The sequence below is a fragment of the Methylobacterium sp. FW102-HT35C08 genome, from assembly GCF_058790235.1.
In genome coordinates this window covers 2,076,997-2,096,314 of the sequence record NZ_JBYTCL010000002.1, presented here as the reverse complement: position 1 = coordinate 2,096,314, position 19,318 = coordinate 2,076,997, and the positions used below count along the sequence as shown (strand labels likewise).

Here is a 19,318-nt window from a genome sequence, read left to right as displayed (position 1 = left end):
GAGAGCCGAGGTAACGGATGCAGGGCAGGGGGCAAGGGCCGCCTCTCATCGGGCCGCGCCTCATGCGGCCGTGCCGAGTCCCGGCAGCACCGCCTCGGGCGGCCCGGAGGCGACGAGCCGTCCGGCCTCCAGCACGTGGACCGCGTCGGCGCCCTCCAGGGTCGAGAGGCGGTGGGCGATCAGGATCAAAGTCCGCCGGCCCGACAAGGCGCGCAGTGCCCGCATCACCGCCGCCTGCGTCTCGTCGTCGAGCGCCGAGGTCGCCTCGTCGAACACGATCACGTCCGGGTCGTGGTAGAGCGCCCGGGCGATGCCGATGCGCTGGCGCTGGCCGCCGGACAGCCGCGCGCCCCGCTCCCCGACCCGCTCACCGTAGCCGTGCGGCAGGGCCGCGACGAAATCGTGGGCGCCGGCGAGCCGTGCCGCCCGCTCGACCGCCGCGAGGTCGGGCGCGTCGAGACCGAGGGCGATGTTCTCCGCCACCGTGCCGTCCACCAGAAACACCTCCTGCGGCACGTAGCCGATCCGGTTCTGCCAGGCCGGCAGGGTGGCGGGATCGAGGGCGACGCCGTCCACGGTGATCCGCCCCGCGCCGGGGCTCAGCACCCCGAGGAGCAGGCCGGCGAGCGTCGTCTTGCCCGAACCGGTGCGGCCCGCGAGCCCGACCGTGGTGTTGACCGGGATCGTCAGGTCGATGCCGGCGAGCGCCGGCCGGCCGGTGCCGTAATCGAAGCCGAGCCCCTCGATCCGGATCGCCGTCGTGAACGGCAGCCGCTCCGCGGTGCGGGGCTGGGGCGCCCGCTCGTCGGCGAGCTCGTCGACGATCGCCCGCACCGCCGGCAGGGTGAAGCGCATCAGCGCCACCGAGGTGAAGATGTTCTGGAAGGCCGGGAGCATCCGATAGCCCGCGAAGGCGAACAGGCCGAGCAGCGGCAGGATCCCGGCCACGTCCAGGCCTTGCGCCAGCGCGAACAGCACCACCACGATCACCCCGCCGAAGGCCAGGGCCTCAATGACGAAGCGCGGCATCTGGCCGGTGAGCTGGCTTGCCGCTGTGGCGATCGCGTAGGCGCGCGCCGGGGCGTCGAACCGACCCGCGAAGGCCTCCGCGCGCCCGTAGAGCTTCAGCTCGGTGAGCGCCCCGAAGGTCTCCTGGACGATGCGGAAGCGCGCCTCGTTGTCGGCCACCGTCCGGGCGCCGAGCCGGGCGAGGCGGGCCCGCATCACCATGTAGATCCCGACATAGAGGCCGCCGAAACCGCCCCCGAGGATCAGCGCGAGCTGCGGCGCGTAGGCCAGCAGGAAGGCGATCACCGCGAGGGCCGAACTCGCCCGCGAGGCGAGCACGGTGGCGGGCGTCAGGGCGCCGATCACCAGCCGGTCGGTCTCGGACAGCACGTTCTTGGCGAGCTCGGCGCTGTTGGCCTGCGTGAAGAACAGCCGCTCCCGGTCGAGGTAGCGGAACAGCAACCGCCGGCTGAGGCTGTAGCCGGCCAGATGGGTGAAGCGGAGCTGCGCGTAGGTCAGCCCGGCATTGACCAGGGCCGTGACCAGGATCGCCGCCAGCGCCGCACCGCCGGTCACCAGCAGGAAGCTGCGCTCGTCGGCGAGCCCGAGGAACGCCCGGGTCTGCGCGAGGTAGGGGATGCGGGTCGCCGCCGACGGGTCGCCGACCAGCGTCAGGAACGGGATCACCGCGGCGACCCCCACCACCTCGAGAAGGGCCGCCACGGCGAGGCCGAGGGCGATCAGGGCGAGGCGCCGCCGGTCGGGGGCCCGCAGGGCGCGGACGAGGTCGATCAGCGCGCGCATGGCGTCGGACAGGTCGGCGGGGCGGCTCGCATGGCGGGCCCGGGCTTAAGGGTGCCGCCCCGGCCTGTCCACGCCGGGCTCAGCCGAGCTTCTTCAGCGAGCCGAGATCGACGTCGCCGTCCTGGCTGGCGAAGGTCAGCGTCTTCGAGGATCCATCCGCCTGCGACACGCCGCCGATCCGGTGGTCGCCGCTGTCGTAGGTCGAGACCTGCCCGTCGCGCTCGATCAGCAGGCGCTTCTTGTCGGGGAAGACGGCGTATTTCATCCCGTTCTGCGCGCCGCTGGTCGCGGGCTCGCCGAGATCCTTCGGCCACCAGGGCTCCATGCCCTTCATCGGCTCCATGGGCTTCATGGGTTCCATCGGTTTCATCGGCTCCACGGCGCCACCTCCTGTCGGCTGAGAGACAGGAGGACGCGGCAGGGCGGGAAGGGTTGCATGCCACCCCGCCCCCGGCGGGGGATCACACCGGCGGCCGCGCGGGCGCGGGCTTCTCCCGGACCTGCCCGTCGAAGCCGACATGAAGCTGATGCTAGCGCCCGTCGCGGTCCCTGGCGGCGACGTCGAGGTGGCGCGGGCCGCGGCCGGTGACGCGCACGTCGCTGTAGCCGGCCGTCTGCACGGCGGCCGTCAGGGCGGGCAGGTCGGGCTTCGGCCCGAGGCCGATCCGGTCCTTGGCCCAGTCCAGGCTGCCCATGGCCGGACCGCCGGCCGGGCCGAGCACGATCGTGCGCCCGTCGCCATGGGTCAGGACCCGGGCGTGCAGGAAGCCCGTCTCGAACCGGCCCTGCACCGTGACGGCCTCGCCCTTGGCGACGAGCTTGCCGTCCTCGCCCTCGCGACCGGTCTCGACCAGGGCGCGACCGGTCGGATCCTGGACCACGAACTTGTTGCCGAAGATCTCGGCCACCGTACCCTTGATGGCGGTCGCCCCGGAGGGCGCCAGCGCCTGGATCGCCACCGGCTCGACCTGCGTCGGCTGGAAGGACGTCCCCTGCGCCAGGGACAGGCCCACCGCGCCCATCGCGAGCGGGGCCGCCAATGCACCCACCACCCAGGTCCGCCGGGGGATCGCCCGGCGCGCCGAGCCAGCGGGCTCGGGATCGCGGATTTCCCGCGCAGTGCCGTCGATCGTCTTGTCGTCGCTCATGGTTCGGTCCTTCGAGAGGTCCGGATCCGTTCGATCCGATGCCCCTTCGTAAGGCGCCCCCGGCAATCCGGACTGAACCGCCCGGTTCAGCCCCGGTTAAACCCGGCCGCCTAGAGCGTGACGCACGGAACCCGTGCGAACGCAAAGACTTGGCAGCGCGGGCTGATGTTGGTCGGCTGGTTGGAGCCTGCACGCGTCCCCTCGGCCGGGCCGCATGAGAACACGACGCCAAGGCCCGATCCGGGTTGGATTTGCCGCCGCGACATGGTGGCAAGGCGAGAGGAACCAGATGGCTTTGCCACCGCAATCTTTGCGAGCGGAGCGCAGCAATCCAGCTGGCGCCACGTGTCCGGGTGTCGCTCTGCCCTGGGTCACTTCGCTCCGCTCGTGATGATGGGCGGATCAACCCCCTCTCGGAAGCGGAGCGCGACGGTCAACGGAAGGCGTGAGGGCCTGAGCGAGGAGGGGACGGGTGAAGATTCTGCTGGTGGAGGACGACGCGGCCCTCGCCGCCGAGGTGGCCAAGGTACTGCGCGCGGAGAACTTCGTCCTCGACCACGCCGCCACCGGCGAGGATGCCCAGCATCTCGGCGAGACCGAGGGCTACGACGCCGTCGTGCTCGATCTCGGCCTGCCGAAGGGCGACGGGGTATCGGTGCTGCGGGCCTGGCGCGGGGCCGGCCAGACCCTGCCGGTGCTGGTGCTCACCGCCCGGGACGGCTGGAGCGACAAGGTCGCGGCCTTCAAGGCGGGGGCCGACGATTACCTCGTCAAGCCGGTCCGCGTAGAGGAGCTGGTGATCCGCCTGCGCGCGCTGGTGCGCCGGTCGCAGGGCGGCGGGGCGAGCCGCATCGTCTGCGGCCCCTTGAGCTTCGATCCGGGGCTCGGCGCCTTCGAGCATGAAGGCCTGCCGCTCAAGCTCACGGGCCTCGAATGGCGGGTGCTGTCCTGCCTGGCGCTGAACCGCGAGGCCGTAGTGCCGCGCCTGCACCTGATCGAGCGGGTCTACGAGGGCGATGCCGACGTCGATTCGAACTCCGTAGAGGTGATCATCACGCGGCTGCGCCGGAAGATCGCCCCGGCCCGGATCGAGAACGTGCGCGGCCATGGCTACCACCTGCACGCGGAACCCGCCTGATGTCGGACGCGACGCCGCGCCGGTCGCTCCGCGCCCGCCTGCTCGCCGCCGCCCTGGTGCTGGTGCTGGCGGCCCTGCTGGTGGCCGGCCTCGCCATCGGGGTGATCCTGCACCGGTTCGTGCGCGGGCAGCTCGACGGGCGGCTGGATGCGCAGATCACTGCCCTGCGGACCGGGCTCGAAGCCGGAATCCTGCCCGGGAGCCTCGACACGCCGCCGTTCGACCGGCCCGGTCCCGGCTGGGCCTGGGAGGTGCGCCGCGGGCCCGAGACGATTCGCTCCGGATCCCTGCGGGGCGGTGACATCCGCCTGTCCGATCCGGGGCCAGAAGCCGCGTCCGACCGGCCGCACCCGGCTTCCGCGACGGGGCCGCGGGGCGAGCCCCTCGTCGCCCGCGTGCTCACCCTGCCGGGGCCGCCGGCCGCGACCATCGTGGTGGCCGCGCCGGAGGGCGAATTGCGCGCTCCCCTGCGCGAGGCGCTGACGAGCCTCGCCCTGGCGCTCGGGATCCTCGGCCTGTGCCTGCTCGCTGGGCTGGCGTTCCAGGTGCGCCTCGGTCTCACGCCGCTGACGCGCCTACGGGTCGACCTCGCGGCCGTGCGGGCCGGGCGGCGCGAGCGCGTGCCGGAGGACCAGCCCGCCGAGATCGCGCCCGTGGTGGCCGAACTCAACGGGCTCCTCGACCAGAACGCGCAGAATCTGGAGCGGGCTCGCGGCCACGTCGCTAACCTCGCCCATGCCCTCAAGACACCGCTCGCCACCCTGTCGATGGCGCTGGCCGACCCCGCCCGCGACCCGGACGGGGCGCTGCGCCGGCAGGTGGACGACATGGACCGGCGGGTGCGCCATCATCTTCGCCGGGCCCGGGCCGCGGCGCTGGCCGGCTCGACCCGGCGCCGGACGCCGCTGGCGCCGCGCCTCTCGGACCTGCGCGACGCGCTGGCGCGGCTCTACGCCGAGAAGGGCGCGGCAATCGATCTCGCCGTGCCGGAGGACCTTTCCGTACCCTGCGAGGGCCAGGATCTCGACGAGATGCTCGGCAACCTCGTGGACAATGCCTGCCGCTGGTGCCGCAGCCGCGTCCGGATCAGCGTGGCCGCCCGCGACGATGGCATCCGCGTGCGGGTGGAGGATGACGGGCCGGGCCTCGACGCCGAGGCCTCCGCCTCCGTCATGGCGCGCGGCCGGCGCCTCGATGAGGGCGTCCCGGGTCACGGCTTCGGGCTGCCGATCACCCTGGAACTCGCCGAACTCTACGGCGGCGGGCTGAGCCTCGGGCGGTCGGATCTCGGCGGATTGCGGGCGGAGCTGGTGCTGCCAGCGTGATCCGGCACAACCCGGACCCCAGGATGACGTGTCCTCGAAGCGGCCCGGGCAAAGGCTTGGTCCGAGCTTCGGCTCAGGAAACCCCGGTTGTCAGCCCAGCGCCTCCCGCAGGATCGGCCGGATGCGCGGGTCGATGCAATGGGCGACGTTGAAGCGCATGTAGCCGTTCCAGGCATCCGACAGGCTGAACGAGGTGCCCGGCGCCAGCACCATGCCGCGGGCGAGCGCCCGGCGGGCGACGTCGGCCCCGTCGCGCCCGTCCGGCAGGCGCATCCACAGGAAGAACCCGCCCCTAGGCTGCGACCAGGGTTCCAGGCCGCAGGCGCGCAATTCCGCGGAGGCCTGCACCATCGCCCCGGCGATGCGGCGGCGGGTCTCGGCGAGGTGGCGCCGATAGGCGCCCTCGCTGATCAGCGTGTGCACCAGCGCCGCCGTGACGTGGCCGTTGCCGAGGCTCAGCGCCAGCTTGAGATCGACCAACGGCTCGACCCAGTCCGCCCGGAGCGCGATCCAGCCGCAGCGGGCGGCGGCCGAGAGGGTCTTGGAGAAGCTGCCGATCTGGATCACCCGCTCCAGCCCGTCGAAGCCGGCGAGCCGCGGCGCCGCCTCGGGTTCGAGGTCGCCGAAGATCTCGTCCTCGACGATGAGCGTGTCGTGCGCCTCGCACAGCTTCAGGAGCCGGTGCGCCACATTCGGCGCGAGGCTCGCCCCGGTCGGGTTCTGCAGCGCCGCGTTGGTCAGGTAGAAGCGCGGCCGGTGCCGTTCCAGCAGGGTCGCGAGCGCCCGCAGGTCCGGGCCCTCCGGCGTCATCGGCACCCCGACCACCGCGACCCGCTGCGCGCGCAGCAGCGCCAGGAAATTGAAGTAGCAGGGATCATCCACCAGCACGGTGTCGCCCGGCTGGAGCAGGAAGCGGCAGACGAGATCGAGCGCCTGGGTGGCCGATTCGACCAGCACGATCTGGTCGGGCTCGGCGCCGACGCCCTTCTCGCCGACCTTGCGGGCGATCTGGTTGCGCAGGGGCTCATAGCCGAGCGGCCGGTCGTAATTGGTCATCTCGGCCAGATCGGCTCGGGCCACCCGGCGCAGGCCCCGCCGGATCGCCTCGTGGGGCATCCAGGAATCGGGCAGCCAGCCCGCGCCCGGCTTGAGCTGGTCGGACCCGGCCTGCTGCGCCTGCCGGGTGATCCAGAGCGGATCGACGATCCGGTCCAGCCGCGGCCCCATCGCCTGCAGCGAGAGCGGCCGCGTCTTGCCGGCGACGTAGAAGCCGGAGCCCGGCCGGGCCACCACGGCGCCCTCGGCGGCGAGCCGCTCATAGGCCTCCACGACGGTCGATTTCGACACCCCCATCGTGTCCGCGAAGGCGCGCACCGACGGGATGCGCACGCCCGGGACGAGCCGCCGCGCCGCGATCCGCTCGCGGATCTCGCCAATCACGGCCTCGACGCGGGTCCCGGGACTTCTGACTGCGATCGACATCCGTACTGCTCGTTCGTCCGGACAATTCTTCCAAACCGTACCGAAGTGTTCCTGTCGCCGCCAGCCCCGGACGGCCAGGATCGCCCGGCCCCAGAGAGATGGAGGAGGGGATCATGGACCGGTGCCTATCCGAGACTGCCAAGGCGCAGACCCCGTGGATCACCCGTGCGGCCACGCTGTTCGCCGCATGGGTGGCCAAATGGGCGGCCGAGGTGCGGGCCGGCCTGTCGCGCGCGGCCATGAACCGCCGCGTCCTGCAGCGGCTCTCGACGCTGTCGGAGCGCGAACTGAAGGATATCGGGCTGACGCCGCAGGACGTGGCGGATGCCTGCGCGCCGGGCGCCAGCGATGCCATTCACCTGCTCGTCGGCCGCCGCGACGAGCGCCGGACGGCGCGGGCGGCGCGCCGGTGGTGACTGCGCGGGCAGGATCGTAAGATCCGCCCATGACGCTGCGCGACGTGCTGGCCGCCCTCTTGGTGGTTACGATCCTCGGGCTGGCCTTCGTGGCCATCAAGGCCGGCCTGGAAACAGTCCCGCCGCTGATGCTGTGCGCCCTGCGCTTCGCCTTCGCGGCGGTGCCGGCGGCCTTTGTGATCCGGCCGCCCCGCGCGCCCGGCGTGCTGGTGGCGGCGTTCGGGCTTGCCCTCGGCGTCGGCCAGTTCGGGCTGCTGCTGAGCGGGATCCGGCTCGGGATGCCGGCCGGCCTGTCGTCACTGCTGATCCAGATCCAGGCGCCGTTCACCGTGGCGCTCGCCTGGGCCGTGCTGGAGGAGCGCCCGCGGATCCTTCAGATGCTGGGCGGCGCGGTCGCGCTCCTCGGCGTCGTCGCGGTCGCGCTCGGGCGAGGCGGAGTCGCCCCGCTGGGGCCATTGCTGATGGTCGTCGGCGCGGCCCTGGGCTGGGCCAGCGCGAACATCATCGTGAAGCGGATCGGCCGGGTCGACATGCTGGCCCTGATGGTCTGGGGCAGCCTCGCCACCACGCCGCCGCTTCTTGCCCTGTCGCTTATCGTGGAAGGGCCTGCCTCCCTCACGGCGCTGACGCACCCCAGCTGGGCGGCGATCGGATCCATCGTCTTCCAGGCCTACCCGACGACACTCCTCGCCTTCGGTCTCTGGAACCGGCTCCTGACCCGCTACCCCGCGGCCACCGTCACGCCCTTCGCGCTGCTGGTGCCAGTGGCGGGAATCCTGAGCACGCATTTCGTGCTGGGCGAGCCGCTGAGCGCCGACATCCTGGCCGGGGGCGGGCTCATCCTGATGGGCATCGCGCTGAGCCTGCGCGGCGGGCGACGGTCCGGATCCGACAGGGCGTCGCGGCCGGCGCCGCCAGCGCAGGCGGCGTAGATCGGCCGATCCGCACGGCATTCCACGGCGCCTGGGAACCAGACGCAGAAATGCCCGCAACTCGGGAACCGAATCTGGCTTGATGGGAGAAAGGGACGTGGCGCGGGCGACGGGGCTCGAACCCGCGACCTCCGGCGTGACAGGCCGGCACTCTAACCAACTGAGCTACGCCCGCACGGCGTGGTCGCCTCGAAGGGGCGTTTCGCCCGGCGACGGGGCGGGGTTTATGGGGCGCTTCGGGACCTGTCAAGCGCATCCGCGTCGGATTCGGCTGACCCGCGACACGCGGCACCTGCGCGCTTCCGTCGTGTTGCAGGCATGCTGCCCAACCCCATTTCAGGGGAGCACTGACAGCGCGCTTTGTGCGACGCGACAAGCCATTGTCACGGGCCGGCGGCTCGACTAAGCCTCCGGCCGCGCGCATCCTGGCATAAGAACAATTCCACGGGCGAGTCCGGGTCGGCGTCGCACCGCGGTTTCCTACGTCTCGCGAGGCCCTGGCATGACCGGATTGTTGGCGGATTACCTGCCGCTCATCGTGTTCATCGGCGTGGCGCTGTTCATCGCCACAGCTCTGCTGGTCGTACCGTTCCTCGTGGCGTTCAAAAGCCCCGACCCGGAGAAGCTGTCGGCCTACGAGTGCGGCTTCAACGCGTTCGACGACGCCCGCATGAAGTTCGACGTGCGCTTCTACCTCGTCGCCATCCTGTTCATCATCTTCGACCTTGAGGTCGCGTTCCTGTTCCCCTGGGCGATCACCTTCGGGGATCTGGGCTGGTTCGGCTTCTGGTCGATGATCGTCTTCCTGGGCGTGCTGACCGTCGGCTTCGTCTACGAGTGGCGCAAGGGCGCCCTCGAATGGGACTGAGATCTCGCCGCTCGCTGCCCGCACAGAATTCTTGAGTCGCCGATGGCCCTGATCACCGATACCAACCGCGCTCCCGCGATCGCGCCCCAGCCGAAGGGGATCATCGATCCCAACACCGGCCGCCCGATCGGCGCGGACGACCCGACCTTCCTGTCGATCAGCGACGAGCTGGCCGACCGGGGCTTCCTGCTCACCACCACGGACGAGCTGATCAACTGGGCCCGCACGGGCTCGCTGATGTGGATGACCTTCGGTCTCGCCTGCTGCGCGGTCGAGATGATGCAGATGTCGATGCCGCGCTACGATTGCGAGCGATTCGGCTTCGCGCCCCGCGGCTCGCCGCGTCAGTCCGACGTGATGATCGTCGCCGGCACCCTGACCAACAAGATGGCCCCGGCGCTGCGCAAGGTCTACGACCAGATGCCGGAGCCCCGCTACGTCATCTCGATGGGCTCCTGCGCCAACGGCGGCGGCTACTATCACTATTCCTACTCTGTCGTGCGCGGCTGCGACCGGGTGGTGCCGGTTGACATCTACGTGCCCGGCTGCCCGCCCACCGCCGAGGCGCTGCTCTACGGTGTGCTGCTGCTGCAGAAGAAGATCCGCCGGACCGGCACGATCGAGCGCTGAGGAGCGGCCATGACGAACGGCATCTCGATCCTCCCCCACACCCAGCCGGTCTACGGCGAGGACGCGGTCGCGGCCATGGCCGAGCGCGTCGTCGGCGCCCTGGGGCCGGCGGTGGTGTCGCACACCATCGCGTTCGGCGAGCTGACACTGGTGATCCAGGCGTCCGACATCGTCTACGCGCTCACCTACCTGCGCGACGATCCAGCCTGCGCGTTCCGCAACTTCATCGACATTTGCGGCGTGGACTACCCGCAGCGCGAGAAGCGGTTCGACGTCGTCTACCACCTGCTGTCGCTGCGCCATAACCTGCGCATCCGCGTGAAGGTGCAGACCGACGAGGTGACGCCCGTCCCGTCGGTGATCGAGGTCTTCCCGGCGGCAAACTGGTACGAGCGCGAGACCTACGACCTCTACGGGATCCTGTTCTCGGGCCATCCCGATCTGCGCCGCCTGCTCACCGATTACGGGTTCGAGGGGCATCCCCTGCGCAAGGACTTCCCGCTCACCGGCTTCGTCGAGGTCCGCTACGACCAGGATCAGGCGCGGGTCGTCTACGAGCCGGTGAAGCTGACGCAGGAATTCCGGAACTTCGATTTCCTCTCGCCCTGGGAAGGCACGGATTACGTGCTGCCGGGCGACGAGAAGAAGTCGGCCTGAGAACGGGGCCGTCCGATGACCGAACACAACATCCGAAACTTCGCGATCAACTTCGGCCCGCAGCATCCGGCGGCGCACGGCGTGCTGCGCCTCGTGCTGGAGCTCGACGGCGAGGTGGTCGAGCGGGTCGATCCGCATATCGGACTGCTCCATCGCGGCACCGAGAAGCTGATCGAGTACAAGACCTACCTGCAGGCGACGCCCTATTTCGACCGGCTCGACTACGTGTCGCCGATGAACCAGGAGCACGCCTTCTGCCTGGCGATCGAGAAGCTCGCCGGGATCGAGGTGCCGCGCCGGGCCAAGCTGATCCGCACGCTCTACTGCGAGATCGGCCGGCTCCTGTCGCACCTGCTCAACGTCACCACGCAGGCGATGGATGTCGGCGCCCTCACGCCACCGCTCTGGGGCTTCGAGGAGCGCGAAAAGCTGATGATCTTCTACGAGCGGGCCTCCGGCGCCCGGCTCCACGCCAACTACTTCCGGCCGGGCGGCGTCCACCAGGACCTGCCGCCGAAGCTCATCGACGACATCGACGCGTTCTGCGACCCGTTCCTGCAGGTCGTCCAGGATCTCGACGACCTCGTCATGGCCAACCGCATCTTCAAGCAGCGCAACGTCGATATCGGCATCGTGTCGGTGGACGAGGCGATGGAGTGGGGCTTCTCGGGCGTGATGGTCCGCGGCTCCGGCATCCCGTGGGACCTGCGCAAGGCGCAGCCCTACGAGTGCTACGAGGAGATGGAATTCGACATCCCCGTGGGGAAGAACGGCGACACCTACGATCGCCAGGTGATCCGCATGGAGGAGATGCGCCAGTCGGTGCGCATCATGAAGCAGTGCATCGCCAAGCTGCGCGAGCCCGCCGGCCAGGGGCCGATCGCGGCGCTCGACGGCAAGTTCGCGCCGCCGCCGCGCCGGGAGATGAAGCGCTCGATGGAGGCGCTCATCCACCACTTCAAGCTCTACACCGAGGGCTTCCACGTGCCCGAGGGTGAGGTCTACGCGGCGGTCGAGGCGCCCAAGGGCGAGTTCGGCGTCTATCTGGTGTCGGACGGGACCAACAAGCCGTATCGCTGCAAGATCCGCGCGCCGGGCTTCGCGCATCTTCAGGCGATGGACTGGATGTGCCGCGGGCACCTCTTAGCCGACGTGTCCTGCGTGCTCGGCACGCTCGACATCGTGTTCGGCGAAGTGGATCGGTAAGACAGAAGCGATGGCAAACCGCAGACTCGCCCCCGCCTCGGAGCAGCCCCAGAGCTTCGCGTTCTCGCCCGAGAATGCCGAGTGGGCGAAGACCCAGATCGCCAAGTACCCGGAAGGGCGGCAGGCCTCCGCGGTGATCCCGCTCCTCTGGAAGGCGCAGGAGCAGAACGGCGGCTGGCTGCCGCGCGCGGCCATCGAGGCGGTGGCCGCGGAACTCGGCATGCCGAACATCCGCGTGCTGGAGGTCGCGACCTTCTACACGATGTTCGCGCTCGAGCCGGTCGGGCGCTTCTGGATCCAGGTCTGCGGCACGGTGCCGTGCGATTCCTGCGGTGCGCGCGGGCTGAAGGAGATGCTCCAGGCGCGGCTCGGCGCGCCCGGCCACGTCTCGCCGGACGGCAACTTCTCCTGGCTCGAGGTCGAGTGCCTCGGCGCGTGCTGCAACGCCCCGATGGTGCAGATCAATCAGGATTACTACGAGGATCTGACGCCCGAGTCGCTCGGCCAGCTGATGGACGACCTCGCGGCCGGCCGGCCGGTGAAGATCGGCTCGCAGACCGGACGCGTCTCATCCGAGCCGCTCGGCGGCGCCGACACGCTGACCGACCCGACGCTCTACGACGGCTCCCGCGTGGGCGCCTGGCGGAAGCGTTTCGAGGAGGCCGGCAAGAGCGAAGAATTGGCCGCCAAGACCGGTGAAGCCGCGTCCAGCACACAGCAGGCCGCCGAGAACCCGAAGCCGGCGCGGCCCGATGCCGGTCGCCCGGTGGAGCGCACGGTCAGCGATGCGCCGGCGCAGCGCGCCGCCAACGGCGAGACGCCGGTCAAGCCCGAGGATCGGGCCGACGCGGCCGAGCGCGGCCGGTCCACCGCCAAGCACGGCGCCGCGCGCCAGGGCGACGCGGACGTGCTCGACTCGCCGGCCAAGCGCGTCACCGAGGGCGAGCCCGCCGCCGGCGAGCAGGGCCACCAGGAAGCGCCGGCCCGCGACGCGGTTCCGCAGCAGCCCGAGGCCTCCGGCGCCAGCGAGGGCGAGGTCGCCGCCGAGGCCGAGGAAGCGCGCGTCGCCGGTGCGCTCGCGGCCCTGCCGAAGGATGCAAGCCCCGAGCAGAAGGCCGACGCGGTCGGCAAGCGCCCCGCCGGACTGGACGCGGCGCGCGCCGGGCAGCCGGACGACCTGACGCGTATCAGGGGTATCGGCCCGGGCAACAGCCAGCGCCTGAACGGGCTCGGCATCTACCACTTCGACCAGATCGCCGCCTGGTCCCGCGACGAGATCACCTGGGTCGGCACCTACCTCGCGTTCCCAGGTCGCATCGACCGGGAGAACTGGGTGGGGCAGGCCAAGGCCCTGTCGGCGCCGGCTCAGTGAGGACCTGACATGCTGTCGGATCAGGATCGCATCTTCACCAACCTGTACGGGCTCCAGTCACCGGGCCTGGAGGCCGCCAAGAAGCGTGGCGCCTGGGACGGGACCAAGTTCCTGCTGGAGCAGGGCCGTGACTGGATCATCGAGGAGATGAAGGCCTCAGGCCTCCGCGGCCGCGGCGGCGCGGGCTTCCCGACCGGCCTCAAGTGGTCGTTCATGCCCAAGAAGTCGGACGGGCGTCCGCACTACCTCGTGGTCAACGCCGACGAGTCGGAGCCGGGCACCTGCAAGGACCGGGAGATCATGCGGCACGACCCGCATCTCCTGATCGAGGGCTGCATGCTGGCCTGCTTCGCGATGAACGCGCATGCCTGCTACGTCTACATCCGCGGCGAGTACGTCGCCGAGAAGCACGCGCTCCAGAAGGCCGTGGACGAGGCCTATGCGGCCCGCCTCGTCGGCCAGTCGAACGTCCACGACTACCCGTTCGACATCTACGTCCACCACGGCGCCGGCGCCTATATCTGCGGCGAAGAGACGGCCCTCATCGAGAGCCTGGAGGGCAAGAAGGGGATGCCGCGGCTGAAGCCGCCGTTCCCGGCCAATATGGGCCTCTACGGCTGCCCCACGACGGTGAACAACGTCGAGTCGATCGCGGTCGCCGGCACGATCCTGCGCCGGGGCGGCGCGTGGTTCGCCGGGCTCGGCGGCAAGAACAACACCGGCACCAAGCTCTTCTGCGTCTCCGGCCACGTCAACAAGCCGTGCAACGTCGAGGAGGAGATGGGCATCACCTTCCGCGAACTCATCGACCGCCATTGCGGCGGCATGCGCGGCGGCTGGGACAATCTCCTGTGCTCGATCCCGGGTGGCTCCTCGGTGCCGCTGGTGCCGGGCGAGCAGATCATCGACGCCAAGATGGACTTCGACACCCTGCGCAACCTCGGTTCCGGCCTCGGCACCGCGGCGGTGATCGTGCTCGACAAGTCGACCGACATCGTCGCGGCGATCACCCGCATCTCGTACTTCTACAAGCACGAGTCTTGCGGTCAGTGCACGCCCTGCCGCGAGGGCACCGGCTGGATGTGGCGCGTCATGCAGCGCATGACCGAGGGCCGCGCGCAGAAGCGCGAGATCGACATGCTGTTCGAGGTGACCAAGCAGATCGAGGGTCACACGATCTGCGCGCTCGGCGACGCGGCGGCTTGGCCGATCCAGGGCCTGATCCGGCACTTCCGCCCCGAGATCGAGAAGCGCATCGACCGCTACACCGCCAACCCGCACAGCGAGCCTGTGCCGATGGCCGCGGAGTAGCGGCGCAATGCCGGTGTCCAACCCACAGCCTCGTCCTGAGGTGCTCGCGTCAGCGGGCCTCGAAGGAGGCCTCCAGAGATCGCGAGGCGGGCTGGACATCTCCTTCGAGGCTCGGCTGCGCCTCGCACCTCAGGATGAGGGCGTGGGTGGGATCCGGCCTCGCGCGTTTGGGCCAGTTTACGAGACGATCCGATGACAAAAATCCTCGTCGACGGCACCGAGGTCGACGTCCCCGCCGATTACACGCTGCTCCAGGCCTGCGAGGCCGCGGGGGCCGAGATCCCGCGCTTCTGCTTCCACGAGCGCCTGTCGATCGCCGGCAATTGCCGCATGTGCCTCGTCGAGCTGAAGGGCGCGCCGAAGCCGGTGGCCTCCTGCGCCTATGCGGTGAAGGATTGCCGTCCCGGCCCGAACGGCGAGCCGCCGGAGGTGCTGACGCGCTCGCAGGGCACCAAGAAGGCGCGGGAAGGGGTGATGGAGTTCCTCCTTATCAACCACCCGCTCGACTGCCCGATCTGCGACCAGGGCGGCCACTGCGACCTGCAGGACCAGGCCATGGCCTACGGAGTCGATTCGACCCGCTACAAGGAGAACAAGCGCGCGGTCGAAGAGAAGCATATCGGCCCGCTGGTGCGGACCGCGATGAACCGCTGCATCCACTGCACCCGCTGCGTGCGCTTCCTCGCCGAGGTGGCGGGCGTGCCGGACCTCGGTGCCATCGGCCGCGGCGAGGACATGGAGATCACCAGCTACCTCGAGCAGTCGATGGCCTCGGAGCTCCAGGGCAACGTCGCCGACCTCTGCCCGGTGGGCGCCCTCGTTCACCGGCCGCAGAGCTACAACATCCGCCCCTGGGAGCTGAACAAGACCGAGTCGGTCGACGTGATGGACGCGGTCGGCTCCTCGATCCGCATCGACACCCGCGGCCGCGAGGTGATGCAGATCGAGCCGCGGATCAGCGAGGAGATCAACGAGGAGTGGATCTCCGACAAGACGCGCTACCACATCGACGGGCTGCGCATGCAGCGCCTCGACCGGCCGTACCTGCGCGAGAACGGTCGGCTGCGGCCCGCCTCCTGGGGTGAGGCGTTCCAGGCCATCGCCGCCCGGGTGAAGGCCGCGGATCCGAAGCGCGTCGGCGCGATCGTCGGCGACCTCGCGGGCGTCGAGGAGATGTTTGCGCTCCGTGAGCTGATCAAGAGCCTCGGCTCGCCGAACCTCGACTGCCGCCAGACCGATGCCGGCCTCGACCCGGCGCTCGGCCGCGCCTCCTACATCTTCAACCCGACCATCCCGGGGATCGAGGCCGCGGACGCGATCCTGATCGTCGGCGCCAACCCGCGCACCGAGGCCTCGCTGCTGAACGTGCGCATCCGCAAGCGCTGGCGCATGGCGCCGCTGGCGGTGGGCGTGATCGGCGAGCCGGTCGACCTGACCTATCCGAGCCACTACATCGGCGCCGGCCCCGACTCGCTCACTGCGCTCGCCCGCGGCGAGCACAGCTTCCTCGACGTGCTCAAGGAGGCGAAGGCGCCGCTCGTGATCGTCGGTGCCAATGCCGAGCCGGGCATCCTGGCCGCGGCGGCCACGCTCGCCAAGGCGATCGGCGCGGTCTCGGCCGCGTGGAATGGCTTCGGCGTGCTGCACACGGCCGCCGCCCGGGTCGGCGCCCTCGATCTCGGCTTCGTGCCGGGGGAGGGCGGCCTGACCTTTGCGCAGATGCTGGAGCCGGGCGCGCTGGACGTCCTGTTCAACCTCGGCGCCGACGAGCGCGACGTCGCCCCGGGCGCCTTCGTGATCTACCAGGGCAGCCACGGCGACCGCGGGGCCTCCCGCGCCGACGTGATCCTGCCGGGGGCCGCCTACAGCGAGAAGTCAGCGACCTGGGTGAACACGGAAGGCCGGGTCCAGATGGGCAACCGCGCCGCGTTCCCGCCGGGCGACGCCCGCGAGGATTGGGCGATCCTGCGCGCCCTGTCGGACGTGCTGGGCAAGCGCCTGCCGTTCGACTCGCTGACCGCGCTCCGCCGGGCGCTCTACGCCGCTCACCCGCATTTTGCGGCGATCGGGGCCGTAGAGCCCGGTACCGTCGCGGAGGCGGTCGACCGGCTCGCCGGCTTCGGCGGCTCAGCGAGCGGACCAGCCTTCGCGTCGCCGGTGACCGACTTCTACCTCACCAACCCGATCGCCCGCGCCTCGCGGATCCTCGCGGAGTGCTCGCGCCTCGCCCGGGAGCGCGCCGCCGAGGCGCGGCCCCTCGCGGCGGCCGAGTAGGAGCTCAAGACCGATGACGTCGCTCGAAATCCTCGGGACCGTGCTCCTGATCGTGCTGAAGAGCTTCGTGCTCCTCTCGGCGCTCCTCGTGTTCATCGCCTACGCGCTGCTCGCCGACCGGAAGATCTGGGCGGCGGTGCAGCTCCGGCGCGGCCCGAACGTGGTCGGGCCGTTCGGCCTGTTCCAGTCCTTCGCCGACCTGATCAAATTCGTGATCAAGGAGCCGGTGATCCCGGCGGGCGCCAACAAGGCGATCTACCTGCTGGCGCCGCTGGTTTTCGCGATGCTCGCCCTGTCGAGCTGGGCGGTGATCCCGCTCGCCGACGGCTGGGCGATCGCCGACATCAACGTCGGCATCACCTACATCTTCGCGATCTCGTCGCTCGGCGTGTACGGCGTCATCATGGGCGGCTGGGCGTCGAACTCGAAATACGCCTTCCTCGGCGCCCTGCGCTCGGCGGCCCAGATGATCTCCTACGAGGTCTCGCTCGGCTTCGTGATCATCTGCGTGCTGCTCTGCGCCGGCTCGCTCAACCTCTCGCGCATCGTGATGGCGCAGGACACCAGCCTCGGCATCTTCGGCTGGTACTGGCTGTGGCTATTCCCGATGTTCGTGGTGTTCTTCGTCTCGGCGCTGGCCGAGACGAATCGCCCGCCCTTCGACCTGCCGGAGGCCGAGTCGGAGCTCGTGGCCGGCTACATGGTCGAGTATTCCTCGACCCCGTACCTGCTGTTCATGCTCGGCGAGTACGTCGCCATCATGAGCATGTGCGCCCTCGGGACCATCCTGTTCATGGGCGGCTGGCTGTCCCCGATCCCGTTCGCGCCGTTCACCTGGGTGCCGGGCGTGATCTGGTTCACCCTGAAGGCCAGCTTCCTGTTCTTCCTGTTCGCCATGGTGAAGTCGATCGTGCCGCGCTACCGCTACGATCAGCTCATGCGCCTCGGCTGGAAGGTCTTTCTGCCCATTTCGCTCATCTCGGTGGTGGTCGTGGCCTTCGTCCTGAAGCTCACCGGCCTGGCCCCGGGCGCCTGACGCATGAAACCGGAGATCGCGGCATGAAGCTCGATCAGATTGCGAAAAGCCTTCTCCTGAAGGAGTTCGTGTCGGGGATGATCCTCGGCATGCGCTACTTCTTCAAGCCGAAGGCCACGATCAACTACCCCTTCGAGATGGGCCATCGCGGGCCGCGCTTCCGCGGCGAGCACGCGTTGCGCCGCTACCCCAACGGCGAGGAGCGCTGCATCGCCTGCAAGCTCTGCGAGGCGATCTGCCCGGCGCAGGCCATCACCATCGAGGCCGGCCCCCGGCGCAACGACGGCACCCGCCGCACGACGCGTTACGACATCGACATGGTGAAGTGCATCTATTGCGGCATGTGCCAGGAGGCCTGCCCGGTGGATGCCATCGTCGAGGGTCCGAACTTCGAATTCTCGGTGGAGACCCGGGAGGAGCTTCTCTACGACAAGCAGAAGCTCCTGCTGAACGGCGACCGCTGGGAGCGCGAGATCGCCCGCAACATCGCGATGGACGCGCCTTATCGCTGATGCATCATTCCGAAAGGTGGTCACCGGCTTTCGGAAGAAGATGATGCGAAAACAAGGCTCTAGAGCACGGCACCGGTTCCCGTTTCCGGTGCGATGATCTAGAGCCATACCGGGGGCGCGGTTGTGCCCTCGCCGACCGGGTTCTATAGACGGGCCGCCCGCTGCGGACCGTCTTCACGCACGGCAGAAGGGGCCGCTCCGGCGGCCGATCCCGACCAGCGCATGACCGCAGCAGCCGCCTTCTTCTATCTGTTCGCGAGCATCACGGTCGCGTCGGGCTTCATGGTGATCGCCGCGCGCAATCCCGTCGCCTCGGTGCTGTTCCTGATCCTCGCCTTCGTGAACGCCGCCGGCCTGTTCGTCCTGATGGGCGCCGAGTTCCTCGCGATGATCCTGGTGGTCGTCTACGTGGGCGCGGTGGCGGTCCTGTTCCTGTTCGTGGTGATGATGCTCGACGTCGACTTTGCCGAGCTGCGCCAGGGCTTCCAGCAATACCTGCCGGTCGGCGCCCTGATCGGCGCGATCTTCCTGGTCGAGCTGCTGCTGGTGGTGGGCTCCTGGAGCATCGATCCGGGCCTCGTGCAGGCACCGCTCGGCAACGTCGCGGCCGCCGAGAACCTCACCAACGCCCAGGCTCTGGGGCGGGTGATCTACACGGACTACGCCTACTTCTTCCAGCTCGCCGGCCTGATCCTGCTGGTGGCGATGATCGGCGCGATCGTGCTGACGCTGCGCGACCGGCCCGGCGTCAAGCGCCAGAACATCGCGGTCCAGAACGCCCGCACCCAAGCCATGGCGGTGGAGACCCGCAAGGTCCCGTCGCGCCAGGGTGTCGAGGTCTGATGATCGCCCGGAGATTCGAACGATGATCGGCCTGAGCCACTACCTCACCGTCGCGGCGATCCTGTTCACGCTCGGCGTGCTCGGCATCTTCATCAACCGCAAGAACATCATCGTCATCCTGATGTCGATCGAGCTGATCCTGCTCTCGGTCAACATCAACCTCGTCGCCTTCTCGACGCAGCTGAACGACATCACCGGACAGGTCTTCGCCCTGTTCGTGCTGACGGTCGCGGCCGCCGAGTCGGCGATCGGCCTCGCCATCCTGGTGGTGTTCTTCCGCAACCGCGGCTCCATCGCGGTGGAAGACGTGAGCATGATGAAGGGCTAGGGCCTCCTCACCCCGCCGCCCCGATTCA

19 protein-coding genes and 1 tRNA gene are annotated in these 19,318 nt (G+C 69.8%); 15 read left to right on the top strand and 5 right to left on the bottom strand.

Annotated features, from left to right (window positions below):
• Positions 1-60 precede the first annotated feature (60 nt).
• The 3 genes from AC3WSN_RS09915 to AC3WSN_RS09905 all read right to left on the bottom strand — a co-directional run bounded on the left by AC3WSN_RS09915 (position 61) and on the right by AC3WSN_RS09905 (position 2,960).
• Positions 61-1,812, bottom strand: coding sequence for an ABC transporter ATP-binding protein (locus AC3WSN_RS09915; protein WP_492537647.1), 1,752 nt, complete (start codon positions 1,810-1,812; stop codon positions 61-63).
• 79 nt (positions 1,813-1,891) lie between these two features.
• Positions 1,892-2,173 (bottom strand): hypothetical protein, encoded by a 282-nt coding sequence (locus tag AC3WSN_RS09910; protein ID WP_492537645.1) that lies wholly within the window; start codon positions 2,171-2,173, stop codon positions 1,892-1,894.
• Positions 2,174-2,342: 169 nt separating this feature from the next.
• Positions 2,343-2,960 (bottom strand): DNA-binding protein, encoded by a 618-nt coding sequence (locus AC3WSN_RS09905; RefSeq protein WP_492537643.1) that lies wholly within the window; start codon positions 2,958-2,960, stop codon positions 2,343-2,345.
• A gap of 472 nt (positions 2,961-3,432) precedes the next feature.
• Between AC3WSN_RS09905 and AC3WSN_RS09900 the strand changes: the two genes are divergently transcribed.
• Both AC3WSN_RS09900 and AC3WSN_RS09895 read left to right on the top strand, forming a co-directional pair.
• Complete coding sequence (locus AC3WSN_RS09900) at positions 3,433-4,098, top strand: response regulator transcription factor (protein ID WP_492537641.1); 666 nt, start codon at positions 3,433-3,435, stop codon at positions 4,096-4,098.
• Positions 4,098-5,423: a sensor histidine kinase gene (locus AC3WSN_RS09895; RefSeq protein ID WP_492537639.1), complete on the top strand. Its 1,326-nt coding sequence runs from the start codon at positions 4,098-4,100 to the stop codon at positions 5,421-5,423. The genes AC3WSN_RS09900 and AC3WSN_RS09895 overlap by 1 nt, the downstream gene beginning before the upstream one ends.
• A gap of 90 nt (positions 5,424-5,513) precedes the next feature.
• On the opposite strand, the gene AC3WSN_RS09890 is transcribed toward AC3WSN_RS09895, so the two are convergent.
• Complete coding sequence (locus AC3WSN_RS09890; RefSeq protein WP_492537637.1) at positions 5,514-6,905, bottom strand: aminotransferase-like domain-containing protein; 1,392 nt, start codon at positions 6,903-6,905, stop codon at positions 5,514-5,516.
• Positions 6,906-7,018: 113 nt separating this feature from the next.
• Between AC3WSN_RS09890 and AC3WSN_RS09885 the strand changes: the two genes are divergently transcribed.
• Both AC3WSN_RS09885 and AC3WSN_RS09880 read left to right on the top strand, forming a co-directional pair.
• Positions 7,019-7,321, top strand: coding sequence for a DUF1127 domain-containing protein (locus tag AC3WSN_RS09885; protein WP_192708293.1), 303 nt, complete (start codon positions 7,019-7,021; stop codon positions 7,319-7,321).
• A gap of 29 nt (positions 7,322-7,350) precedes the next feature.
• Positions 7,351-8,253 carry an EamA family transporter gene (locus AC3WSN_RS09880; protein WP_492537635.1) on the top strand — a complete coding sequence of 301 codons (903 nt, stop codon included), beginning with the start codon at positions 7,351-7,353 and terminating at the stop codon, positions 8,251-8,253.
• A gap of 98 nt (positions 8,254-8,351) precedes the next feature.
• On the opposite strand, the gene AC3WSN_RS09875 is transcribed toward AC3WSN_RS09880, so the two are convergent.
• A tRNA-Asp gene (locus AC3WSN_RS09875) sits at positions 8,352-8,428 on the bottom strand.
• A 327-nt stretch (positions 8,429-8,755) separates the two neighbouring features.
• Here AC3WSN_RS09875 and AC3WSN_RS09870 point away from each other — a divergent pair.
• From AC3WSN_RS09870 to nuoK, 11 genes are all read left to right on the top strand, one after another.
• Positions 8,756-9,121 (top strand): NADH-quinone oxidoreductase subunit A, encoded by a 366-nt coding sequence (locus AC3WSN_RS09870; protein WP_007560754.1) that lies wholly within the window; start codon positions 8,756-8,758, stop codon positions 9,119-9,121.
• A 42-nt stretch (positions 9,122-9,163) separates the two neighbouring features.
• A complete protein-coding gene (locus AC3WSN_RS09865) occupies positions 9,164-9,751 on the top strand; it encodes a NuoB/complex I 20 kDa subunit family protein (protein ID WP_010686017.1) in 588 nt (195 codons plus the stop codon).
• A gap of 9 nt (positions 9,752-9,760) precedes the next feature.
• Positions 9,761-10,408: an NADH-quinone oxidoreductase subunit C gene (locus AC3WSN_RS09860; RefSeq protein WP_192708295.1), complete on the top strand. Its 648-nt coding sequence runs from the start codon at positions 9,761-9,763 to the stop codon at positions 10,406-10,408.
• Positions 10,409-10,423: 15 nt separating this feature from the next.
• Complete coding sequence (locus tag AC3WSN_RS09855) at positions 10,424-11,614, top strand: NADH-quinone oxidoreductase subunit D (RefSeq protein WP_192708296.1); 1,191 nt, start codon at positions 10,424-10,426, stop codon at positions 11,612-11,614.
• A gap of 10 nt (positions 11,615-11,624) precedes the next feature.
• A complete protein-coding gene (gene nuoE, locus AC3WSN_RS09850) occupies positions 11,625-12,986 on the top strand; it encodes an NADH-quinone oxidoreductase subunit NuoE (RefSeq protein WP_492537631.1) in 1,362 nt (453 codons plus the stop codon).
• Positions 12,987-12,995: 9 nt separating this feature from the next.
• Positions 12,996-14,297, top strand: a complete 1,302-nt coding sequence (gene nuoF, locus AC3WSN_RS09845; RefSeq protein ID WP_192708298.1) for an NADH-quinone oxidoreductase subunit NuoF — start codon at positions 12,996-12,998, stop codon at positions 14,295-14,297.
• 192 nt (positions 14,298-14,489) lie between these two features.
• Positions 14,490-16,571 carry an NADH-quinone oxidoreductase subunit NuoG gene (nuoG, locus tag AC3WSN_RS09840; RefSeq protein WP_492537629.1) on the top strand — a complete coding sequence of 694 codons (2,082 nt, stop codon included), beginning with the start codon at positions 14,490-14,492 and terminating at the stop codon, positions 16,569-16,571.
• A gap of 13 nt (positions 16,572-16,584) precedes the next feature.
• On the top strand, positions 16,585-17,607 hold the full coding sequence (gene nuoH / locus AC3WSN_RS09835) for an NADH-quinone oxidoreductase subunit NuoH (protein WP_192708300.1): 1,023 nt from the start codon (positions 16,585-16,587) through the stop codon (positions 17,605-17,607).
• 23 nt (positions 17,608-17,630) lie between these two features.
• Positions 17,631-18,119 carry an NADH-quinone oxidoreductase subunit NuoI gene (nuoI, locus tag AC3WSN_RS09830; RefSeq protein WP_091776990.1) on the top strand — a complete coding sequence of 163 codons (489 nt, stop codon included), beginning with the start codon at positions 17,631-17,633 and terminating at the stop codon, positions 18,117-18,119.
• A 222-nt stretch (positions 18,120-18,341) separates the two neighbouring features.
• Positions 18,342-18,962, top strand: a complete 621-nt coding sequence (locus tag AC3WSN_RS09825; protein ID WP_192708302.1) for an NADH-quinone oxidoreductase subunit J — start codon at positions 18,342-18,344, stop codon at positions 18,960-18,962.
• Between the two features lie 22 nt (positions 18,963-18,984).
• Complete coding sequence (gene nuoK / locus AC3WSN_RS09820; protein ID WP_043351891.1) at positions 18,985-19,290, top strand: NADH-quinone oxidoreductase subunit NuoK; 306 nt, start codon at positions 18,985-18,987, stop codon at positions 19,288-19,290.
• The last annotated feature ends 28 nt before the right edge of the window (positions 19,291-19,318 follow it).